Genomic DNA, 15,626 nt, shown 5'->3' with positions numbered 1-15,626 from the left:
CCTTCCCCTTGTCTAGGTCATCCAGTTGGCCATGATGATTGTAACTCTTAAAGACAAGGACTGATTCTTGAAAGGTCTTTGTCTGGTAATGAGCCTGTGCTAATAGACCTTGTCTGCCAAAAGCATTTATAGTCTCGTCACTTAAACCACGAATGTCATTCAGGTATATCTGTGCTTGGTCAAATGGTTCTTCCCTTAGATAATAACGAAAGGGTTGGTAGGTCTCTTCGACTACCTTAGCTTGTTCAAAGTCTCCAGTTTCAAGGTAAGACAGGGCTTCTTTAAAAGACACTCCTGTCATTAACTGAACGAAATCAATCACATCTCCCTGGATGTCACGTGAAAACCATTTAAAAGTATTGGTATCCGCAAATATCCTAAAAGAATCATGTTCTGGATGTTCATAGACTTGCCCTGATAGTCGTTTAAAAGAATAACCTAGACTTTCTGCCACCTCTAAAATCGCCTTTTGTTTCACTTTTTCAATTCTTGTCATCTCACTTTTTATTCAGCTTGAGAAGTTCTCGCCACTATAAGAGTGAAAATATGGTGCTTTTGTTCCCCTGAAAAATGTTTGTAAAAAACAGCAAGCTCTCCTGAACTTGCTGAACTATATTTTAATAAGTTTCTGTTTATACGTAACAATAAGATATTTTGCTATATAAGCAATGTAATACCTAGATAATCTATAATTTATTCTATGCGCGCTATTCTAAATTCATTATTAATCTCAACAGCTATGGTTCCTTCTTCTGCTAACAAATAAACTTCTCCGTAATCCCAAACTTCTCTTTTTCCATTAGAATTAGAACCAGAATAATCTATTTTATTTAGTTCTGATTTAGAAATTTCTTGTCCCGTATTCAAAATAAATGTTTTTGAATCTGCTATTACTCCTAGAAATTCTTTCAGTTTATCATCAGATACAATATCAGATGAAATACGAAATTTATTACTATTAAATTTAACTATCCTACAATCAGATGGATCAATTACAAGTTCCCCACCTTCTGAATTATTATTGAACTCTTCCAAGCTCAGCATTTCATTATTGGATTGCACATCCGAACTCAAAGAAACCTTATAATAAGAATCATTTATAGAAATAGCTAAACCATCACTAAAATTATAGAGCCCACTATATGCTAATGATACTGTATCACTATTACTTTTAGTAACAACTTTCTGGCTATTTCTATCAATTACTAATGTTTTAAAAAAAGATTCCTTCACAGTACCTAGATCATTTTCATCAACAATTTGATTCATGATTGTATAATCATTTCCTTTATATGTAAATTGATTAAATGATTGATCATAAAACTCTATTGTTTTATTGTCTACCAATCTACATGCAACTAAAGTGCAAATTCCAAAAAGAACAACTAAGCTAAATAAAATTTTCCTCATGCTACTTCACCTCCTTTATAACATCATCAAATAATAAGAGTGCCCTTTGCCAATTTGTTGTAACCTTTAAGTTATTTAGTTCGATCATTGTTAACAGAATTCCAATTATTCCATCTAAATAACCAAGATTATCTTTTGTTTTTATATTTTCAAATTCCTCGGCAGTATTAAAACCATATGTCATGTCTTCTCTAAAATCACTAATTAACTTTTCCTTAAGAGATTTTATACAGTCATCAAAATCAGTTGTTTTATAAATTTTTTTAAAAAATAGACAAATCTCAATTGCTCCAGAAAATCCGTGACATAAAATAGATTGTTCCAAACCATTACTTCTCCTGATGGATGCTTTCAAAATGTTACAAGCTTTAGATTTTAGTTTCTTATCTTCTAGAGCCAAACTTGAATACAGATATAGTAAACTAATTCCTGGGCTACCGTAGCACCACGCATCTCGAATAAATTCATACTGTAAATTGCTTTTTTCTGTTTTCTTTAGTTCAATATCGCTTAATCCCTCTTTCCACATATAATTTTTTAACTCGTGTTTTTCGTATAACAATATAATTTTTTTGATTGCTGCAATAGATTTTTCATTAGAATAGCCTTTTAATTTTGAATAAGACAACATTACGCCAACACCCGCAAGGCCGTGTGCTAAACCAAAATTTAGACATCCTAACGGATAAAGCTTAGACTCTGTCTTGGACATTTGATTCTTTGATTCCACATAGAAGCCTGTTAAAGTAGAATTTTTTAGTGAAAACTCAGATAAGAAATTGATAATTCTGTTTATTATATAATCATTTTCATCTTGCTCCTGAGATAAAAGATAAACTAATACTCCAGATACTCCTTCTATAATGTCATAATCTGTAGGAGAGATTTTCTTAATATCTATATTTTCAATCTTACTTAACGTATAGTACTTAATGTACTCATTAAAACTAATCAATAAGTTATGATATTCTGGGTGTTCTTCAACTAAATGAAGTATACTTATTCCAATTCCAGAAACTCCTGAAAATAAAGAATCCGATAAAACACCATAATTTCTCATTTGTTTAACCATAAAGTTAACATATTTACCCGTTCTAACAGAGTATTTTCTTTCACTAGTTAAACCTGTCAATTCTGAAGATAATAATATCAATCCAGGTAAACCAGAAGACAAGGTCAATAAATCATAATTCGGTTGTTCAGCATATATTTTTAACTGCTCATCAAATTTAGCAAATACTTTCTCAGATAAATCAATAATAACTTTATTTTCATCCATCAGACTCCTCCTCGTACTTTTCTGAATAGTAAAGTTCCCTATAATATTTAGATTTACTTATAAGGTCGTCATGTTTTCCTTCATCAATAATTCGTCCATCTTGCATAACTATAATTCGATCTGCTCTACTCGCAGCCATTAGATTATGTGACACAAACAAAGCAATCTTATCTTTAGAACGAGTTACAAATTCATCAAATATTTCTTTCTCTGAAACAGGATCAAGCGCTGAACTTGGTTCATCCAAAATGTATATGCTTGCATTCTTGAAGAAAGTCCTAGCCAATGCTACTTTTTGCCATTGTCCTCCTGAAATTTGTCTACTATCGTTAAACCAGGTCCCTAAACGTTGATTAAGGTTGAAATTGTTTTCTGCGGTTAAGAAATTTAATTTTAAGTTATCAATATGTTTCTTTATTTTGGAGTCAGATATACTGTTTACATCACTTAGGCCAATATTTTCTCTCACAGATAATTCAAACTTCACAAAGTCCTGAAAAAGAACAGAAACATTATTTTGATAATAACTCAAGTCTAGGACATCACTAGATTCGTTATTATAATATATTTGACCCTCCGAGGGTTGATATAATCCCGATAGTAATTTTACTAAGGTACTCTTACCAGAACCATTCTTCCCCACAATTGCTACAAGTTCACCCTTATTAAACTCAACATTAATATCCTCTAAAGTTTTTTTGACTCTTCCTGGATAGATAAAAGAGAGATTATTGACTTTTATTTTGTCAATGCGCTTTTCAATTGTTGAGATTTTACTATTCTGAATTGAAATATTACTTTCTTCCATATCAAAAAATTTAAATAATTGTTCCATGAATAAACTTGTGTTATAAATGATATAAGTATTTTGGATCATAGATTGTGAGTAGGTATTTACACGAGTTATTGCTTGAATAAGGCTTACAAAATTACCTACTAAAAGTTTACCGCTTCGAATTGACTGTATCATCATAAAAATAGCTATACCATTAATAAAATTCAATAAAATATCCAAACTTCCTCTGAAAAGAACTTTCTTTTTCGAAATATTCAAATCCTGATTCATAAAATTTCTTTTCAATGTTCCATATTTATCGATGAAATATTGACTAATACCATTTAGTTTAATCTCTTTAAATGAAAAATCATGAGTAAGAAGATAATTGATGTACCAAACTTCTCTCTCCGAATTTGCTCGCTCCCATTGAATCAAAAATTCTAGCTGGCCAACACGCATAAAAATTACTAAGGAAATAACAGGAATTATCAGTAAAAAAGTCGATACTGCCACATTCCAAGTGGACACATAAATAATACTTGTTAATAAAGATAGAAACCCTGTAATCACACCAATGATAGCATTGAAAAGTTGGAACGGCTTATATGTACTATCTTGTACAATATTTTCAATGAGATTGTATGTATCTGCTTGTTCAAAATCTATTAAATTTAGAGATGATGTTTTTTTCAATAACTTCAAATTGAGATTATAGGACAAGTTCATATTAAATTTCTCACTTATATTTGAGTTTAACTGACTTAGTATTGATAGCATCATTTGCATTAATATATAGACAATTAATACTGAAAAAATGTTACTTCCTTTTTTTGAAACAGCATTGATTAATTCTTGATAGATAAATAAGCTCGCTAAAGGTATTATTGATTGTAATATGTTTAAAATTATTAGATAGCTAGCATATTTTCTTTCTATTCGAAAAATTAATCTTATTGTTTTAGGAATTGTCAAAATTGTTTGAAAAAAATTTTTTAGTGTAAATTTATCCATGATTGTGCCCATTTCTAAATTCTTCACTGATTATCAATCCGCGAATTATAGCATAAATCTTAGTCTCATTTTCTCTCTTTATACCAAATAAGCGATTATTGTGTACATGAATGATACTATCATAAATGATATATGTATAGTCATTTGATAATTGAATACAACTGTCTGATAATTTCTTAAGTCTTTGACATAGTTTAGATAGTTCTGGAAGAAGATTTATTAAATATCCCTTTATTAAGTACAAATCAATTAATGCAGTATTCCTATTTTTATCTCTATTTTGGCTGTCTAAATGCTCTGGACAAGCAAATTCTAAAAATTGTATTATTTCTTTATTGTTATCTTTAAAAAATGATTTGAGATAAAAGTAGTTAAATATTATTGCTAAATCATCTAGGGTTAAATCTAATCTTTTCTGCCGAATTAAACTTAATGAATTGATGACTATTTCAGTATCTAGACAAAAAATTTCTTCTACCAAAGGAATTCTTTCTAGCCCCCCATACCTTTCGATTTCTCTGTCATACGTTGAAATATCTATATTTGATATTAACTTGTTTTGTATGCAGAGTTGAAAAATCTCTTGAATTTTTTCAAAACTTTTATATAAATTCTGCGTTCTTATCCTTAGTCGGATATGAAATTTTGGATCAGTATATCTGATATAGAAGCTCATCCCATCATCTAAATATACTAACTTCAAAATTTGAGGCATTATATCCGAAAGAAATTCCTCTTGCCTATCTGCCGACATATACAATTTAAAGTAGAGCCATTCATCAAATGGTATTTTCTGTCTAACATTTGTCGGAATAACCTCTGGTAATATTTCTTTTATGTTCCTAGGTTCCATAATTTCATCCTTAGCAAATACTGGAACAACTATATCAGAAATATGAGTTGTAGATTCCTTCTCTACAAGCTGTGAATCAAAAATACACTCTGATAGACATAATTCTTCATTTTTATTACTACTTTTTTTTACAATATCTTCAAAAAGTTGATTATCTAGTGGATTATTACGGTTAATTAATATTCGATTATCACTGTTATCAATATAAAATTTTGTCGGAAGATTGTTTTCAAGAATAATCTGATGAATATCCTTCGACAACATCCTTCCACTAAGCCTCCAACGTTCAGGAGCAACAATAATCTCCTTAAATACTATTCTAGGAATATGAGAAAATTTTTGATAAACTATCTCCCAAGGGAATATTCCGAAATGGTCTTCTTGAGCTATCTCACATAAAAACCGTAATTCATTGCTAAACATCATTTGGTTATACATATTTGTACTATAAAATTTTAAGAGTTCCTTAGTTTTGAAATTTCTAGCATAAAAACTATTCTTAGAATCAATACCAATATATATATCAGATAAAATTTGACTTCTCTTATCCATATTCGTAAAAAGTGATAATACTTTTTCTCTGACATTTGTTGTGCGCATAACATTAGCATGACGAAGATTCTCTGGTAAAAATGTTATCTCACAAGAGTTATACCCTGATACGTGATTATTGTTTTCAACAATTTGAGTGATAGTTTGATGATAATGTTCCAATTTATCTGATAGAATAGAAAACCTGCCTGAGCTAGCTCCTAAGTTCTTAGAACATCCTGTATTAGTTAAGCTTAGTACGCTTTTACCATCTACTTTATTAACATAAAAGAACAACTCAAATCCTACATTGATTTTATCTTTGTCTTGATTAAAAAAATCTTCTTCATTATAAAGTTGAATATTTCCACCTGTTTCTAAGGCTTTTTCAAAATTATTGAGATATTCTAATTCTTCTTTTTCACTAAAATATACAGTAGAAGGCGAAGATTCCCAGAAATCATTTTTGGGGTGCTGATATCCATATGGAGAACCAATTCCTAAATTAGAATCAAACAACTCCATCAACTGAACTTCTCTATTTACTCCGTACTTATCTAAAAATTTTTCTTTATAATCATCTAAATAAGTACGCTTTACATGATGTGAATTACTTACTAGAAACTCAGCAAATTCTACTATCTGAGTTTTATTTTCATTACCTAATTGGATTTGACCATCATTATAAAGATCAATTTGAAGAAAATTAGGGGTTTCAACTAACGATGACATTAACTTGTAGATTTCTTGAAGCTTTTCAATCCCATCCCCAATTTCCAATTCAGAATATTCAACAATTAAGTTGCTAATTGCTATTAGTTTAAAATAATAAAGATTTTGCTTATCGATTTCTTTGACTTTAGAAATGAATTCTTCAAACTTAAAATTCATTATTAATTCTGAATTAATATTTGAAATTAGAAAATGACTATCAATCAAACTCATGATATATGATGTTGCAATATCTCGATACTCTTCACCATAGGATTCAACAAGTTTTTCTATAATACAGTTAAAATATACATATTTATCACAACAAAACTCATCAATAAGTTGATAAACTTTAGTGAACTTTATGTTGACTTCTTCAATTTTAGTATCATTTATAGAAAACAATTGAACAACTCTATCTCCAAATTGATAGTTGGCTGTATTTATTTTATAGGCTAAGTCTCGAGAATATTCCTTCTCAATCTTAAAAACTAGACGTATTAACCACTCTGAATCCAAGAGTACTTTTTTCAATGTTTTTCCATCCAAGTTTAATTTCTCTGTAGAAGAAAATGAACCTATTGAAGTTTCACTAAATAAACCAAATGGTGTTGAGCGCTCCTTACTACGCTTATAATATTTATATACAGATTCTGATAATTGGTTGATTTTTTTCCTTTTCATTGAATCACCACTATAATATTTTTGAAGCGATTCATATAAACTCCTGCTGGCTACAAATAGTTGCTCCTGGAATATCTTATTCTCTCTTATAGTTTCTAAAAATGAATTATAATCACATTCCAACAATTCATGAATTCCAATGATTGCATTACGAACCAAAAAATTATTTGTAGTATATTTATGTTCCATTAGCAGCTCCAACTTCTAAATTATTTTTATAAATCTTCAAATATTATTTTGGAAATTTATAAAAATAAAGGTAGTAGACTACTATCCACTACCTTTATTTTAGCAATAGACATACTCGTCTAAAGAGTAATATCCTAAGCAAGTATTCTAATATTTAGAGGGACCTTACTTGAAAAGATATAGAGTCCCTTTCTTTCTTAGTCAAAATTGCAAAAAGATAGTTACTAAACAAATCAATTTTATCCAAAATGGCAACCACAAGTTGCGGTTTTGATTGCACAGGTCATCAAAATACCCGTCTTACATCCAGGAGTACATAATGATTTACTAGTTATCCGAGGTGAAGCTCCTGAGTTGTTTTCCTTTGAGATTGTGACAAGATCCAAATTGAAATCTTCATTGTTCATAATAAAATTCCTCCAATTATTTTTTCTTTGTTCGAACAAATATATTGTAAGATACCTAGTTCAGAATTTGTTCATAATTATAGAGAATGAACAATTTTTTTATTTAGAATGCATGAAATATTTATACTGATACTCTGGATAATTAAATAAAAAGATAGTTGACCGATGAAACTGCTGAAAAAGTCTGATTTTTTTAAAATATCATGAACAATACTATCTTGAAAAGATAATAAAACAGACATGAAAAGCGGATGACCTACAAGCTTTAGATTTCAAAATATGCTGTCATTCGCTTTTTATCTATTGAATTTTGTTGTATTCTACTTTTCCAGAGACCCCTAACCAATTTACCTCTTTTTACATAATTTTTTGAATTTTAACCTTATTTATAACAGCTAAATTACAGAAATACGATAATATGATAAAACCAATTAAGTACACTAGAATCATAAAAATTTCATTTTTCCCAATTTCTAGAATCAGATTAACTGGTAAAACGATAGGCAACCATAATATATTTAAAAATACTTTATTAGTTGCAAATATAATAAACAGACATTCGATAAAAGAAATTACTAGATTCCCTCCCTTGCCCATGATAAGACTAAGTAACATATGAAAATGGTTTAGTAAGACTAATAATAACCAAGTAATCATACCAACATAAGCAAAGTAAGAGAGTCTATTAAATTCAACTCCTACCACTATCCAAACCGGAACTCCCAGTAAAACCATGAGTAAGTCTGTCGAAATAAGCTTCATTCCCCAAATAATTCCACTATTTTTTTCACTTTTTATATTTTGAAAGAAATTTGCTTTTTTCTCCTGTTCATGAAGTAAGATAGACAAAATTGATGCTAGGATACAATAACCTAGCATAGGTAAAAAAATGATATTTTCAATGATAACTGGATTATTTGTAAAATGTAAATAGAGAGGAATTGTGAGTAGTTCAATGATTGCTAAAATCAAAATAAAATTGAAAGCAAAAGAGCCTTTCCACTTTAGTAACTCACTTTTTAAAATTTTGTTCATTCATTATCCTCCACTTCAACAAACCAAGGAAAGTCACAAAAACTAAGATTGAAAGAGTTGCTGATAATAAAATTGTCGATGTTTCAACTCCATTTAATGTTACATCTAAATTGCCTGATGGTTTCAAATGTAAAAGAGCATAAGCAATTTTATAATGATAAGTATAAGGAAATATGAACCAAACCGATGTCTGAGCTATTAGAGGAGCAACTAATAAGCAAATAAGAGAATTTGTAGCTAACAACAAGTAGGGATTTATCCACTTTGCTAGAAAATATAAAAGTGGTAATACCCAAGCAGAAGAAACACCAATAAGTAATAAACAAATCAAATCTTTACAAATGTCTACTGACATCACACCTGAAAAAAGAAATGAGATGAAATAAAATATTATCGTAAAAATAAAGGTTGAAATCAAAACATCCTTGAACTTCAACAGTATCTTCGCTAAATAAATCGTAAACGTATATCTACCCAAGCTAATATTTTGAAATGCACCTGCATTCTCCTCAGCACTATAATCAGCTAAAAATAACAATCCAATGAGAGTAAAAAGAAAGACACCTTCCCACCAATAAATTGAGAAACTTTCTAGATTAAATGGTCCTGCGAGTATGAAAGCTATAAAAATTGCTAGCAAAGGAATAAGGGTTAGTAATTTTTTATCAGAACTAGATTTTTGCTTCAACCACTCAGATTTAAAAATATTATTCATTTCCATCACCTCCATGGACAATTCTAAAGAATAGGTTTTCTAAATCATTTGAATTCCTATTAGTATCATCATAAAAAATCTTACCCTGATTCAGTATAACGATTTGATCTGCAATTTTGCTGACTTCACTTAGTTGATGGCTGGACAAGAGGACTGTCATTCCAGATTTTTTTAGATCCCTAATTAAATTTAGCAATTCTTTTATCCCATCTGGATCTAGACCATTAGTTGGCTCATCTAAAATTAATAAATCAGGATTGGTAATAATTGCCATTCCTAGTCCAAGTCGTTGCTTCATTCCTAATGAAAAGTGCCCTGCTTTCTTTCTTCCAGTATTAGATAAACCAACCAACTGAAGCACCTCATAAATTCTTTCATCTGGAACATCATGTAGCAATGCTCGTGTTTTTAAGTTGTCGAATGCAGAGAGATTCAAATAAATAGCAGGAGATTCAATCAACGCTCCAATACCAGATCTATTTTCTTCTACAATATCCTTGTGTTTTCCATTAAAAACAACTTCTCCACTATCAGCTCTTTCAATACCAAAAAGAATCTTCATAATAGTTGATTTTCCAGCACCATTTACTCCTAGAAGACCACAAATAGTACCTTCTTCAATTGTAAACGAAACACCTTTTAAAACCTCTTTGTCTTTATAGCTTTTTCTTAGATTTTGAATGATAACTTCCATATTTACTGCCTCCATTTCTTTAATTATAATATACAAAAGAAATTTCAGTATTTGTTCAGAAAAAGGGGGCTGGGTAAGACATCCATGATGGCTCCGCCCTCACCCACAGAATAATGAAAACGAACATAAAGCCCTCACTAGGTGTAACATCTTAGTGAGGGCTTTGTGGTTGACGAGTTAATGATGTTATTCATCGAGGGAAAAACTGATCCACTCTACTGACGAGCACCCCAAAATATGCGATAGGCATGAGTATAAAAATATAGTCGAATAAATGAGCTTTCAGACAAGGAACTGAGGTGCAGGCAGTACTAGAGTACGGCAAGCCGAAAGTGACGATGTATCAAAGTTAATTCAAATGACTATGCGACTAAAATTCGGTGGATAAGCTCTCTAATTTTTAGAAGGAGGGAATTATCATGGATGTTCTCTATCAATCTTTTGCAGGTATTGATGTCCATCAAGCCAATATTGTCGTCTGTATCCTACACGGACCACTCACCTCAACTTGTCCAAAGCGTGAGATGGCTACGTTTGATACAACGACTAAAGGCCTACGTGCTTGCCACGATTTTCTCAGTCAATTTCATGTGGAAGCTGTTGGTATGGAAAGCACAGGTGTTTATTGGCGACCTGTCTGGCATGCTCTATGTGATGACTTCAAGTTGATACTCGCTCAACCAGCCCACATGAAGGCTATTCTAGGTCAGAAAACCGACAAGAAGGACGCTCACTGGATTGCCAAATTAACACGGATTAGTCTGTTGCCTCGGAGTTTCGTCCCCGATAAAACCATTCAAGAAATGAGGGAGTTGACCAGACAACGAAAACATTATGTGGAAAGTCGTAATCTTCTTCAATTATTGTTTGATAAGATGCCAATCACACATCGTATTGTTCATCAATCAGTTTATACCAGTTTGAAGAAGAAAGTACCAAAACTTCTGGAAGCCTTGGATGGCTATTTCTCCAACCACCATCGTTTCATGTTAAAGCAGTCTTTGGAGATTTATGATTTTTACAAGAAGCAGATTGACTTGTTGGAAGAGCGAATTAATGTCTATCTATCACAATATGAAAACCATATAGAAATATTGGATTCTATCCCAGGTATTGATGTCATTACAGCTTCTGGTATCATTTCTGAAGTTAGTGTTGACATGAGTCAGTTTCCGACATCTGGACATTTAGCCTCTTGGGCGGGACTCTGTCCAGGTAATAATGAGAGTGCTGGTAAGAAACGAAGTACCAAGATTCGACATGGAAATTCTTATCTGAAGAAGTGCCTTTGTCATGCCGCTTTCGCTGTCAAAAAACAAAAAGGAAGTCCTTTAGCAGACCGATTTTATCAAATTCAAAGTCGACGTGGTTCACAAAAAGCTACTATTCAGTCGCACACCAACTATTAAAAATTGACTATATCCTCTTGAAATAACAGATAACCTATCTGAATTTTTAGCACAGAAAAAGACTACTAGAGACGAGCTAGTAGCCTAACATAAAAATTTTTCGCTTTAATTATATCATAGGGAGGGAATTTTTGCATTCTTTTTTGTTTTCGTATAAAAAGTCGAAATCTCATTGATTTTTTCAAATTTCCGAAATAAGAAACCGCATGAAATCAACGTTTGTAAACGAAAGATTTCATGCGGTTTTGTTTATATTAGGCTTTTTGCCTACCCCCCTGAAAATTTTTAATCAATAAAGTGACCTGCGCACCACCATTTTGTGGATTTGAGAGTACTAATTGACCTTGATGTCTCATAGCTATCTTTTGAGCAAACGAAAGTCCTATTCCGTAATGCTTATCATTTCTTCCTTTATTCTCTGTGTAAAAAAGTTTTCCTCCATCTTTAAGAGACTCTTCTGTAAATGGTAAACCATTATTCCAAATCTCAAAACTGATAAAGTTAGAACTTTCAGATATAGTAAGTACCACCTTGCCCTCTTCTGAACAAAATCTAGTCGCATTGGATAAGATATTTATCAAAGCTCTATCTAAGTTGAGACGATTTCCTTTAATCACTTTGGTATGAGATTCATTAACTATTTGAAAATTAATTCTTTTTGAAGACATAATTTCTCGACATTCTAATGACAGTTCATCAAGAAATTTTGATAATTCAATATTTTCCTGATAATTCTTATCTTCAATTAGCAACCTTGAATAATTAACCATTGAATTAAAATACTTTTCAAATATACCAACACTATGATTCATTGAGGACATAAAATCTAATTGTTTTTCATCTAGATTAGTCATCTCAAGCAACTCGATATTCCCCTTTAAAACAGTTAATGGTGTTTTAATATCATGTGCTAATGCAGCAACTTGAAATGACAAATCTTTTTTATCTTTTTTCTCTATTTCTAATAACTTTATCAACTCTTCGTCTTTTTGATAAAGCGTCAATAAAATGTTATTACATTCTAGCATTTCAGTTTCTTTACGTTCAATATCCATTCCTGGTATTCCCATATTCAGAGATATTTTTTCAATTAAACGAAAATTCTTTGTAAATTCTCTTAAGAGCCTGATAACGGAGATAGAGATAAGTAGTAATTCTAGCACTATAAAAAACAAATAAGAGACTAAATTATAGGAAATATGTCGAAAGTTTCGATTTACAAATTCGGGCATTGTTGGTCTTCTAATAACCAAAATAAAATCTGAGTTTTCATATTCTGTAAACAATATAGAATCCTCGCTAACCGAACTTCCAGTATCAAAAACTTCTTTATACTGTTGTAAATCCTGTTTTTGATATTTTCCAGAGACCAATTCGCCATTATCGCTATCAAACAATACATAATCAAAGACAGAGGAATCCATTTGATTCTTAATACTGCCAGCAGATTTACTATCACCAATTGATATATGATAGTCTGTTCCATATGTATTCAACTGACCTGTAAAAATAAGAATGTAGCTCAATACAAGCAACATAGTAACATTTGCAACTGTACCAATCACTATTTCAAGGACTGTCCTTAAAATCCGCTTATTAATTGAATATCTTTTCATCATTCCACTTATATCCCATCCCCCTTATTGTTTTAATGGGATTAATTCCATAGGGAACAAACTTGACTCTAATTTGATAAATGTATTCCGAAATTGAACGAAATAATGCATCTGCTTCATCATCATAGACACATTCATAGATTTCTTCTCTTGTATAAACCTTATTTGTCTTACTAGATAATAGCTCTAAAATATCATATTCCCTTTTAGTAAGAGAAATAGCTTTACCATTAACACACACGAGTTTTTCTTGAAGGTAAAATGTTAGTGGAAGTAATTCTCGAATAACAGATTCATTAGATTCAGCATTTCTATAACGTTCTTCTCGTTTTAAATGTGCTGCAACCTTGGCAACTAGTTGATTAACACTAAAGGGCTTTGTTATATAATCATCGCCACCAAGATTTAAGCCAGATACAATATCATCTTCAGAATCTTTTGCACTGACAAAAATAATTGGAGAGAGTACTGATTCACGAATATGTTTACAGATTTGCAGACCATCAACATTGGGCATCATAACATCAAGCAATATTAAATCAAATCCTTCAAAATCACTTATTTTTATAGGAAGCTTAACTTCTTGATAAGTCGTCACATTATAGTTTTTCATTTCTAAAATTGTTCGCATCAATTTTAAAATTTCAAAATCATCATCAACTACCAAAATCTTATACATACTAGGTACCTCTTTTATCTCATACAACTATTTTACACTATTATTGTACAAAATTTGTAATATTTAGTAGCCTAATTTGTCCATTGTTTCCATTATTACTAAGAAAACAATTATCATATAAAATTCGAATAGCTTCATCTGGTTGGTCCTTCAAATTATACTTTTCTATAATCAATCCTAAAGCTGCAGAGACTTTAGGAGTAGAAATTGAAGTCCCATATGCATATGTATACTTTCCTTCAAGCGTTGGAACAAGAATCCATTCTTTTTCATATAATTTATCAGCTACCCATTTATCATATCCTACTTTCGAAAGCGCTTGACTTCCACCCCCTGTCGCATAGATATCAATGTATTCATTCCCTTGATTTGAGAAACTAGATACAAGATCGTTATCATCTACTGAACCAACTGTAATAACATTGTCTAATTCAGCCGGAATATCTTGTACAGTTCCATCAACTTGACTATAATCTTTTCCTCTTAAACTACCAAGGTAGTTTTTTAATTCATCTTGATTCTGTAAATCCATCCCTTCATCACCTACTGAAGCAACGACAACGGAACCTTGATTATGAGCATAATTAATTGCCCGTTGATAGATATTGATCAAAGCTGTATCATCATCTTCATCAGTGGAATCTCTTAACAAATATTCTCCTAAACTAAGGTTAATAACATCAACATCATCTTTTGCTGCTTGAATGAGCGCTTTGAGAATCCATTGGTCTTGAGCATTCCCTTCATCAAAAACACGATACATTCGTATTTTCATGTCAGGTGCTATCCCTAAATATTCTCCATTTGATGAAATTTGTCCCACAACAGAGGTCCCATGCCCAATTTTATCTACAACATTTTGGTTATCAACTATTCCTGTTTCCAAATCTGATGTGAAATTTTGTACTGAAATAATGTGTGAATAAATATCTGGATTATCATATGTAATACCAGAATCTATTACACCAATTGTTGCTTTACCAGAGGACTTATGTTGAAATTTACTTCCAGTACTAATACTCTTTTGCATATCCCACTGATTTTCCCAAAAATCTAAATTAGTATTTGTATAAACCTTGTCCCCATACAAATAAGTAATATTAGGCTTTACAGTCATAGTATTATCTATAACTATGTCATCAATATAATTAGAGTTTTCTTTTTTTATTGTATCTTCACTTTTTTCGGTAGAAATAGTTAAAAAATTTATTTCAGGTATTTTATCAGTAACTTTAATTCCTTGGCTTTGTAAAACATCTTCTACATCCTCAATAGATTTATTTTCACTAACTAAAACATTATAACTAATTTCCTTATTTTCATTAGCACTTACTCCTGATGACACAGAACCGCTAGCTAATATAACAATAAACAATGATATAAAAACATTCGACAATAAGCCTATCTTTTTCATAATATCATCTCCTTAGTTTTTTATTCCTTTTTATCAATTTTATTTCAGAATTTCTTCAGAGTACTCAATATTTGGTATCAATAAATCCGAAAAATGCTATTCTTTCACATTTTTTCACTGTGTTCCAATTTTAGTTCATCCTTGCTTGAGTCTATTTCATTTAAAATTTTGACAAACTTTTCCAACCTCCTTATTAAATACTCATTGTCAT

General features: G+C 30.9%; 11 protein-coding genes and 2 pseudogenes. 1 reads left to right on the top strand and 12 read right to left on the bottom strand.

What is annotated here, in order from left to right:
• Positions 1-22: 22 nt before the first annotated feature.
• The 9 genes and pseudogenes from ACVR1I_RS05060 to ACVR1I_RS05020 all read right to left on the bottom strand — a co-directional run.
• Positions 23-496 (bottom strand): annotated as a pseudogene (locus ACVR1I_RS05060) (DNA primase); the annotation flags it as partial.
• A 197-nt stretch (positions 497-693) separates the two neighbouring features.
• The gene (locus ACVR1I_RS05055) at positions 694-1,410 is read right to left on the bottom strand and encodes a NisI/SpaI family lantibiotic immunity lipoprotein (protein WP_447442915.1); all 717 of its coding nucleotides are present in this window, start codon (positions 1,408-1,410) and stop codon (positions 694-696) included.
• A gap of 1 nt (position 1,411) precedes the next feature.
• Complete coding sequence (locus tag ACVR1I_RS05050; RefSeq protein WP_447442914.1) at positions 1,412-2,689, bottom strand: lanthionine synthetase C family protein; 1,278 nt, start codon at positions 2,687-2,689, stop codon at positions 1,412-1,414.
• Entirely contained in the window at positions 2,682-4,478 is a 1,797-nt protein-coding gene (locus ACVR1I_RS05045) for an ABC transporter ATP-binding protein (protein ID WP_447442913.1), read from the bottom strand. Before ACVR1I_RS05045 ends, ACVR1I_RS05050 begins: the two co-directional genes overlap by 8 nt.
• Complete coding sequence (locus ACVR1I_RS05040; RefSeq protein WP_447442912.1) at positions 4,471-7,446, bottom strand: lantibiotic dehydratase; 2,976 nt, start codon at positions 7,444-7,446, stop codon at positions 4,471-4,473. Before ACVR1I_RS05040 ends, ACVR1I_RS05045 begins: the two co-directional genes overlap by 8 nt.
• Before the next feature lie 239 nt (positions 7,447-7,685).
• Positions 7,686-7,853: a gallidermin/nisin family lantibiotic gene (locus ACVR1I_RS05035; RefSeq protein WP_447442911.1), complete on the bottom strand. Its 168-nt coding sequence runs from the start codon at positions 7,851-7,853 to the stop codon at positions 7,686-7,688.
• A 357-nt stretch (positions 7,854-8,210) separates the two neighbouring features.
• A complete protein-coding gene (locus tag ACVR1I_RS05030; protein WP_447442910.1) occupies positions 8,211-8,888 on the bottom strand; it encodes an ABC-2 family transporter permease in 678 nt (225 codons plus the stop codon).
• Complete coding sequence (locus ACVR1I_RS05025; protein ID WP_447442909.1) at positions 8,866-9,603, bottom strand: lantibiotic immunity ABC transporter MutE/EpiE family permease subunit; 738 nt, start codon at positions 9,601-9,603, stop codon at positions 8,866-8,868. The genes ACVR1I_RS05030 and ACVR1I_RS05025 overlap by 23 nt, the downstream gene beginning before the upstream one ends.
• Positions 9,596-10,297, bottom strand: coding sequence for an ABC transporter ATP-binding protein (locus ACVR1I_RS05020; protein WP_447442908.1), 702 nt, complete (start codon positions 10,295-10,297; stop codon positions 9,596-9,598). Before ACVR1I_RS05020 ends, ACVR1I_RS05025 begins: the two co-directional genes overlap by 8 nt.
• A gap of 419 nt (positions 10,298-10,716) precedes the next feature.
• On the opposite strand from ACVR1I_RS05020, the pseudogene ACVR1I_RS05015 reads away from it, so the two are divergent.
• Positions 10,717-11,732 (top strand): annotated as a pseudogene (locus ACVR1I_RS05015) (IS110 family RNA-guided transposase).
• Positions 11,733-11,960: 228 nt separating this feature from the next.
• Here ACVR1I_RS05015 and ACVR1I_RS05010 read toward each other — a convergent pair.
• Genes ACVR1I_RS05010 through ACVR1I_RS05000 form a run of 3 tightly spaced genes read right to left on the bottom strand, consistent with a single transcriptional unit; the run spans position 11,961 to position 15,415 of the window.
• A complete protein-coding gene (locus ACVR1I_RS05010; RefSeq protein WP_447442907.1) occupies positions 11,961-13,325 on the bottom strand; it encodes a sensor histidine kinase in 1,365 nt (454 codons plus the stop codon).
• Positions 13,303-14,001: a response regulator transcription factor gene (locus ACVR1I_RS05005; protein ID WP_447442906.1), complete on the bottom strand. Its 699-nt coding sequence runs from the start codon at positions 13,999-14,001 to the stop codon at positions 13,303-13,305. Before ACVR1I_RS05005 ends, ACVR1I_RS05010 begins: the two co-directional genes overlap by 23 nt.
• 40 nt (positions 14,002-14,041) lie before the next feature.
• Entirely contained in the window at positions 14,042-15,415 is a 1,374-nt protein-coding gene (locus tag ACVR1I_RS05000; RefSeq protein WP_447442905.1) for a S8 family peptidase, read from the bottom strand.
• Positions 15,416-15,626: the final 211 nt, after the last annotated feature.

This window comes from Streptococcus cameli (assembly GCF_053207365.1).
This window is presented reverse-complemented; position numbering and strand designations above follow the sequence as displayed.

Bases quoted from the DNA above. Each gene is read 5' to 3' on its own strand.
- ACVR1I_RS05055 (WP_447442915.1), bottom strand. From the start codon at position 1,410: ATGAGGAAAATTTTATTTAGCTTAGTTGTTCTTTTTGGAATTTGCACT.
- ACVR1I_RS05050 (WP_447442914.1), bottom strand. From the start codon at position 2,689: ATGGATGAAAATAAAGTTATTATTGATTTATCTGAGAAAGTATTTGCT.
- ACVR1I_RS05045 (WP_447442913.1), bottom strand. From the start codon at position 4,478: ATGGATAAATTTACACTAAAAAATTTTTTTCAAACAATTTTGACAATT.
- ACVR1I_RS05040 (WP_447442912.1), bottom strand. From the start codon at position 7,446: ATGGAACATAAATATACTACAAATAATTTTTTGGTTCGTAATGCAATC.
- ACVR1I_RS05035 (WP_447442911.1), bottom strand. From the start codon at position 7,853: ATGAACAATGAAGATTTCAATTTGGATCTTGTCACAATCTCAAAGGAA.
- ACVR1I_RS05030 (WP_447442910.1), bottom strand. From the start codon at position 8,888: ATGAACAAAATTTTAAAAAGTGAGTTACTAAAGTGGAAAGGCTCTTTT.
- ACVR1I_RS05025 (WP_447442909.1), bottom strand. From the start codon at position 9,603: ATGAATAATATTTTTAAATCTGAGTGGTTGAAGCAAAAATCTAGTTCT.
- ACVR1I_RS05020 (WP_447442908.1), bottom strand. From the start codon at position 10,297: ATGGAAGTTATCATTCAAAATCTAAGAAAAAGCTATAAAGACAAAGAG.
- ACVR1I_RS05010 (WP_447442907.1), bottom strand. From the start codon at position 13,325: ATGATGAAAAGATATTCAATTAATAAGCGGATTTTAAGGACAGTCCTT.
- ACVR1I_RS05005 (WP_447442906.1), bottom strand. From the start codon at position 14,001: ATGTATAAGATTTTGGTAGTTGATGATGATTTTGAAATTTTAAAATTG.
- ACVR1I_RS05000 (WP_447442905.1), bottom strand. From the start codon at position 15,415: ATGAAAAAGATAGGCTTATTGTCGAATGTTTTTATATCATTGTTTATT.